This is a genomic window from Sphingomonas sp. (genome assembly GCF_023266535.1).
In the GTDB taxonomy this organism is placed as follows: domain Bacteria; phylum Pseudomonadota; class Alphaproteobacteria; order Sphingomonadales; family Sphingomonadaceae; genus Sphingomicrobium.
In genome coordinates, this window is sequence record NZ_JAHFPY010000030.1 from 22,691 (window position 1) to 29,055 (window position 6,365).

The window sequence follows — 6,365 nt, forward strand, 5'->3', positions numbered from 1 at the left end:
CATGTTCGCGGCGTCACTAAGTCAGGCCGTTCGCGAGGGCACGCGCGGGCTTGGCGCCGGCGAGCGCAACGGCCTCAGCTGAGGATGGTTCGTGGAGGAGGGTCGGTGCCCGACAGATCGGTGGCAACAAGCGGAGCCGGGCTTAGCGCGACGAGCAGCGTCCTGGCGGGTTCTGCCGGAACTCCCGCTGGATCAATCGTCGGAACGACCGCAGCTGGGCATAGGGTGGCGCAGCTCGGCGCGCAATCAGGCTTGCAGCAGTCCATCGCATCATGGCTCATGCCTGAAGAGGCCGCTCCCGCCATCGCGCAATCCGCCGCCGGAACGGCGAATGCCGGCCCCGACGTAAGCGCCAGGGACAGGACTAACACGATCAGGGCGAGCAGGCGTCGCATGGCCCGTCAGTTAAGGCAGCCAGCATTAACATGCAATTACGGCCTCGGAACATTTGCTATCCGCAGAACCGCTTTATCTCGATTTTTAAGACACAGTGTTCGACTGGTTCAATCTGAACTCGATCGGTTTGGGATTCGCGGATTCATTGGGCAAATCGGGTCGCAGGACTGCCCAGAAACCGCAGAAAACCGCAGTTTTGCGTGGGCGGCTCGTGTCGACATCGCAGGGGTTGCAAGTTCAATCCTTGCCACGCCCACCATTTACTTCTCGGAAAATCCGATGGTTAGTTAAGCTCTCTTACGCCGGGGTTGAAAGTTCTGCGGGTGCAGTTGAACTGGATCCCCCTTGCGGCATTGAAGCTGACGGAAGCCAAGTGCATTTGTTCGTCAAGAGACCTGTCCGGTGATGGCCGCTCAGATGCCCGCATACCATTCATAGTCGACCCGGTCCTCCCACAGGCCGCCACGGCCGCCGTGAATGGAGGCAAAGTCGTTCACCGCTTCGACCCGCATGACATATTTGGCATGTTTGTAACCCAGCTGGCGCTCGACCCTGAGGCGCAGCGGCGCCCCGTGCCCGACCGGCAGCAGTTGCCCGTTCATGCCCCAGGCGAGGATTGTCTGGGGATGGAATGCGTCGATTAAGTCGATGCTTTCATAATAGGGTGCCGATCCAAATCGGTCGGCGCAATGAAAGACGATGTATCGCGCTTCGTCACGCAGGCCGGCCGCCCGCAGCAGCAGCCCCAGCGGGACGCCGTGCCACTTGCCGATCGCACTCCATCCTTCGACGCAGTCGTGCCGGGTGATCTGCGTTCGCGTCGGAAGGCTGCGCAGCTGGGCCAGCGATAGCGCCAGGGGTTTGCGCACGAGCCCGTCCACCTTCAGCCGCCAATTGGCGAAGCCTTCGGCCAGATGCGCCTGATATTCCGGCGTGTCGGGCATGCGGTTGCCATTCATCCGAAAGACCGGCGACATGTCGGCCTCGGAAAACTCGCGCGCCAGGGCAGTGCGATCGACGACCAGCCGCTGGGCGCGCATGGTCAGCCCCTCGGCCGACCTCAGCGCGCCGCGAAACTTGGGGCTCGCATCAAGCCGATCGCACCCCGACAGGACCAGGCCGCCCGCACCAAGGGTGATCGACCCGATGAACTTGCGGCGGGAAATCATTGTGCGTCCTTTCCCTGCCGGTCGGCCGGCAGCCGGAAATAGCCGGTGATCATCGATCGGATTTCGTTGAACGGTCCGGCAAGCAAAACCATCAGCAGATGCACCGTGATGAACAATACCAGCAGCATGGCAGTGATGAAGTGGATCGACCGGGCGGACTGCCGGCCGCCCAGCAGGTCGACGATCCATGGCCACCCGGCGTCAACCCCCGGCGACATGCCGAGCCCGCTCAGGACCATCAACGGAATGAGGACGAAGATCACGCCGACATAGCTGAGCTTTTGAAGGATGTTGTAGCGCAGCGCCGCCTCGCCGGTCGGGAAACGCAGCAGGGCATGTTCCTTGATGTCATGCCAGATATGCCTTGGCGATAATTCGGAACGGGTGGGCGCAAGATCACGCTGGACATGGCGGTTGGCGAAGCTGCCAAGCGCGTAGCCGGTCAACCCGATCGCCAGGATCCATGCGAAGGCAAGATGCCAGCGCCGCCCCGCGGCCAAATTGTAGCTCGATGGAATCGTCGCCCAATGGGGAAAGGCCCGCCTCTGCAGGCGGCCCTGCTTGTCGGTCCAGCGACCGAGAACGCCGGTGGTGTCGATCCGGGCTCCGCCGACCTGCAGGAAGCCGCTGCGCTCGGTTGATCCGATATGAAGCCAGGGCGTGTCGTAGTTGGCGCCGTACTTACCCCAGTAAAGGCTCGGATGGGCATTGAAGATCATCAATCCGCTCATCAGCATGACGAAGACGGTGATCGCGTTGGCCCAGTGCCAGATTCGCGTCGGCAAACGGTGCCGGTAAGCCAGCTCGCCACCCCGCGCCGGGTGGTCAGGAGGCTCTGACGTGTCGTCAACTGCGGCCATCGCCGAAACTGCTTCTGCTGCAGGCGTGCTCATCGGCAACTGCCTCCATGTTTCGCCCCCGGGCGAAGGCCAGCATGGCATAAGCGCTGGGCGGAGTCACCGGCCGCCTTGCGCCGCAACAAATCTGCCTTTGAACTGCAATCTGGCTGACCCTGCCTTGGGCTAGATCATCGTCAACCGCCTCGGGAGGGGATGATGGGCGCTATCCAGCCACCGCCGCAGAACCGCGGCAAGACCAGGTTCAAGCTTCCGCCGGGATTTCCCGCGGTATTCCAGGACGAACCGATGCATTTCGAGCCGGGTTTTCCCCGGCTTGTTTTTAGGACGGTGTGGATCTCCGACGTCCATCTCGGCACGCCGGGGTGCAAAGCCGAATTGCTGCTCGATTTCCTGAAGAGTATCGAGTGTGACACGCTCTATCTGGTTGGCGACATCGTCGACGGCTGGCAACTCAAAAAGGGCTGGTACTGGCCGTCGCGCCACAACGACATCGTCCGCTGTTGGCTGAAGATGGCCAAGCACGGCACGCGCGTAATCTATGTCCCGGGCAACCACGACGAGCTGTTCCGCGACTATGCCGGATTGAATTTCGGCGGGATCGAGGTCGTACCGCAATGCATCCATGTCACGGCCGACGGCCGCAGCCTGCTGGTGCTGCATGGCGACGAGTTCGACGGCGTGGTGCTGTGCGCCAGGTGGCTCGCGGTGCTGGGCGACCAGGCCTACACCCTGTTGCTCAAGCTGAACGGTGTTCTCAACCGCGTCCGCCGAGCATTGGGCAAACCCTATTGGTCGCTGTCGGCACTGCTCAAGAAACGGGTCAAGAACGCGGTCGAGTTCATCTCCAACTTCGAGCAGGCGGTCGCCCACGCCGCTTACGAACATGGCGCGGACGGCGTGGTGTGCGGACATATCCACACCGCCGAGGTCCGCCAGATAGGCACGGCCACCTACTATAATGACGGCGACTGGGTCGAGAGCTGCACCGCGCTGGTCGAGCATTTCGACGGGCGGATGGAAATCATCGACTGGGCCGAGCGCAAGCGGCTGGAGGCCGAGCGGTCCCAGCGACGCCAGCGGGTTTCGGCGATGCCGGCCAAGGCGGCGCTGGCATGAGGCTGGCACTGGCCAGCGACGCCTGGCATCCGCAGGTCAACGGCGTGGTCCGTTCGCTTAGCGCAACGGTCGAGCGCATCCGCCAGCGCGGCATCGAAGTCGAGACGATCACGGCGGACCAGTTCCGAACCGTGCCATGCCCGACCTATCCGGAAATCCGGCTGGCGCTTGGCTGCGGCAGGAAGGTCACGACGCGGCTCGACGCATTCGCGCCCGACGCGGTCCATATCGCGACCGAGGGTCCGATCGGCTGGGCGACGCGGCGCTGGTGCCGCAAGCGCGGGGTTCCGTTCACCACCTCGTTCCATACGTGCTTCCCGGATTATGTGGCGGTGCGGACCGGGCTCCCGGTCGACTGGTTCTGGCCGGTGATGCGCCGCTTCCATGGCGCGGCATCGCGCGTATTCGCGGTCACCCCGACCTTGGCCAACGAGCTTCAGGCGCGGGGCATCGGCCCAGTGCACCTCTGGCCGCTGGGAGTGGATCTCGGACTCTTCTCGCCAAATGCCGAACCGGCCGCCGAAATGGCCAAACTGCCCCGGCCGATCATGCTCAACGTCGGGCGGGTAGCGGTCGAAAAGAACCTCGATTCTTTCCTATCGCTGGACCTGCCCGGAACCAAGGTGATCGTCGGCGACGGTCCGGCGCTGGCGGACCTCAAGATGCGCTATCCCGAAGCAGTCTTCCTCGGGGCTCTCCATGGCCGTGAGCTGGCTTCGGCCTATGCCGCAGCGGACCTGTTCGTCTTTCCCAGCCGGACCGACACCTTCGGCCTGGTCAATATCGAGGCCTTGGCCAGCGGTGTGCCGGTCGCGGCCTTTCCGGTACCTGGTCCGATCGACATCCTTGGCCGGGACGGGATGGGCCGCAACGGCGGAGCTCTGCCAATCGGGGCGGTCGATGAGGACCTCACCGAGGCAATCCAGCGGGCAATGACGGCCGATCGAACGGCCTGCGTTGCCGAGGCGGCCCACTACGAATGGGACCGCTGCACCGACGCCTTCCTATCGGGACTCGCTCCGCGTCCGGCCAAGGTGGCGGGCTGGGATCAGCCGAAAGCATCTGCCGTAGCGGAGCTTGTCATGCCCTGACGCCTTGCCGCTCGCTTGCCTCCCGATTAGGGCCGTGGCGAGGGGATGGGCCAATGGCATCGCTCAGTAAATATCGGCCGCAGGCGCTGGCGGGCATCGGCCCGGGGCTGCTGGCCTCGCTGGTCATCGCGGTGGCGGCGACCTTCCTCGCCGACCATTATGGCGGGCCGGTGATGCTGTTCGCCTTGCTGCTCGGCATGGCGATGAATTTCCTGAGCGATGTCGATCGCTGCCGGCCGGGGGTCCAGTTCGCATCCAAGACGGTGCTGCGCCTCGGTGTTGCAATGCTCGGCTTCCGGATCACCCTGCAGCAGATCGCGGCGCTGGGCTGGAAGCCGGTGGCGCTGGTCATTGCGCTGGTCACACTGACCATCCTGGCATCGATCTGGCTGGCGCGCCGGATGGGGTTCGAAGGCCGGTTCGGCCTCCTGACCGGCGGCGCCACGGCGATCTGCGGCGCCTCTGCCGCGGCGGCGATCTCGGCTGCCCTGCCGCCCGACCCGCAGAAGGAGCGCAACACGCTGTTCACCATCATCGGCGTGTCGACCCTCTCGACCCTGGCGATGATCATCTACCCGGTGCTGATCCAGCTGCTGCGCCTCGACCATGTCCACTACGGCATGTTCATCGGCGCCACCGTCCACGACGTCGCCCAGGTGGTCGGCGCCGGCTATGCCATCTCGCCCGAAGCGGGAGATACGGCGACGGTCGTCAAGCTGATGCGCGTCGCCATGCTGCTGCCGGTGATCCTGGCGACCACCATGGTCATCCGCGCCAATGGAGCCGGCGAGGGCGAGCGGCCGCCGCTGCTCCCCTGGTTCCTGGCGGTGTTCCTGGCGCTGGTCGCGCTAAACAGCCTGCTGCCGGTTCCCGCATTCGTCCAGGAAGCCGGCGGCGCCGCGTCGCGCTGGTGCCTGGTCACGGCGATCGCCGCGCTCGGCGTCCGCACGCAGTTCAAGGAAATGCTCGACATCGGCTGGAAGCCGGTCGTGCTGATGATAGTCGAAACACTGATTATCGCGGGGCTGGCGCTGGCCGCGATCGGCTTCGGCTGGGTCTAGAGACAGGCTTCCAGATAGGGCTGGTCGAAGCCGTACTGCTTGGCCTTTTCGAGCGTGTAGGGGCGGAGGCCCATCGAGCGATATTCGCCGACGATCTTGCCGTCGGGCGTCTCGTCGAGATATTCGAAGCGGAACAGCTCCTGGGTGACGATGACGTCGCCTTCCATGCCGATCACCTCGGTGATGTTGGTGGTGCGGCGCGAACCGTCGCGGAGGCGCTTGACCTGGACGATGAGATCGACCGAGTCCGCGATCTGGCGGCTGATCGCCTCCTTCGGGATCTTGATGTCGGACATCATCACCATGTTTTCCATACGGGCCAGGCATTCGCGCGGGCTGTTGGAGTGGAGCGTGGCCATCGAGCCGTCGTGGCCGGTGTTCATGGCGGCGAGCAAATCGAAGCACTCGCTGCCGCGAATTTCGCCCAGGATGATGCGGTCGGGACGCATACGCAGGGCGTTGATGACGAGGTCGCGAATGGTGATCGCGCCCTGGCCTTCGAGGTTCGGCGGGCGGGTTTCGAGCGGCAGCCAGTGCGGCTGCTGCAGGCGAAGCTCGGCCGCGTCTTCGATGGTGATCACGCGCTCGCCGGGGTCGATCATCTTCGACAGGGCGTTGAGCATGGTCGTCTTGCCCGAACCGGTACCGCCGGAGATGACGACGTTCATGCGG

The 6,365-nt window shown here is 64.3% G+C and carries 7 protein-coding genes; 3 read left to right on the top strand and 4 right to left on the bottom strand.

From position 1 onward, the window contains the following. Positions 1–74: 74 nt before the first annotated feature. From Q0C64_RS06375 to Q0C64_RS06385, 3 genes are all read right to left on the bottom strand, one after another. Positions 75–395, bottom strand: coding sequence for a hypothetical protein (locus tag Q0C64_RS06375; RefSeq protein WP_294121676.1), 321 nt, complete (start codon positions 393–395; stop codon positions 75–77). Between the two features lie 414 nt (positions 396–809). After that, the gene (locus Q0C64_RS06380) at positions 810–1,565 is read right to left on the bottom strand and encodes a molybdopterin-dependent oxidoreductase (protein WP_294121681.1); all 756 of its coding nucleotides are present in this window, start codon (positions 1,563–1,565) and stop codon (positions 810–812) included. Next, positions 1,562–2,425, bottom strand: coding sequence for a cytochrome b/b6 domain-containing protein (locus tag Q0C64_RS06385; RefSeq protein WP_294121688.1), 864 nt, complete (start codon positions 2,423–2,425; stop codon positions 1,562–1,564). Before Q0C64_RS06385 ends, Q0C64_RS06380 begins: the two co-directional genes overlap by 4 nt. A gap of 285 nt (positions 2,426–2,710) precedes the next feature. Between Q0C64_RS06385 and Q0C64_RS06390 the strand changes: the two genes are divergently transcribed. Genes Q0C64_RS06390 through Q0C64_RS06400 form a run of 3 tightly spaced genes read left to right on the top strand, consistent with a single transcriptional unit; the run spans position 2,711 to position 5,693 of the window. Further along, complete coding sequence (locus Q0C64_RS06390) at positions 2,711–3,541, top strand: UDP-2,3-diacylglucosamine diphosphatase (RefSeq protein WP_294121690.1); 831 nt, start codon at positions 2,711–2,713, stop codon at positions 3,539–3,541. Further along, on the top strand, positions 3,538–4,632 hold the full coding sequence (locus Q0C64_RS06395; protein ID WP_294121683.1) for a glycosyltransferase family 1 protein: 1,095 nt from the start codon (positions 3,538–3,540) through the stop codon (positions 4,630–4,632). Before Q0C64_RS06390 ends, Q0C64_RS06395 begins: the two co-directional genes overlap by 4 nt. A gap of 53 nt (positions 4,633–4,685) precedes the next feature. Next, the gene (locus tag Q0C64_RS06400) at positions 4,686–5,693 is read left to right on the top strand and encodes a putative sulfate exporter family transporter (RefSeq protein ID WP_294121685.1); all 1,008 of its coding nucleotides are present in this window, start codon (positions 4,686–4,688) and stop codon (positions 5,691–5,693) included. Here the strand turns inward: Q0C64_RS06400 and Q0C64_RS06405 are convergent. Beyond that, positions 5,690–6,365: ATPase, T2SS/T4P/T4SS family (locus Q0C64_RS06405; protein WP_294121687.1), on the bottom strand; the 676-nt coding region annotated here is incomplete at its 5' end. The two genes, Q0C64_RS06400 and Q0C64_RS06405, sit on opposite strands and share 4 nt — an antisense overlap.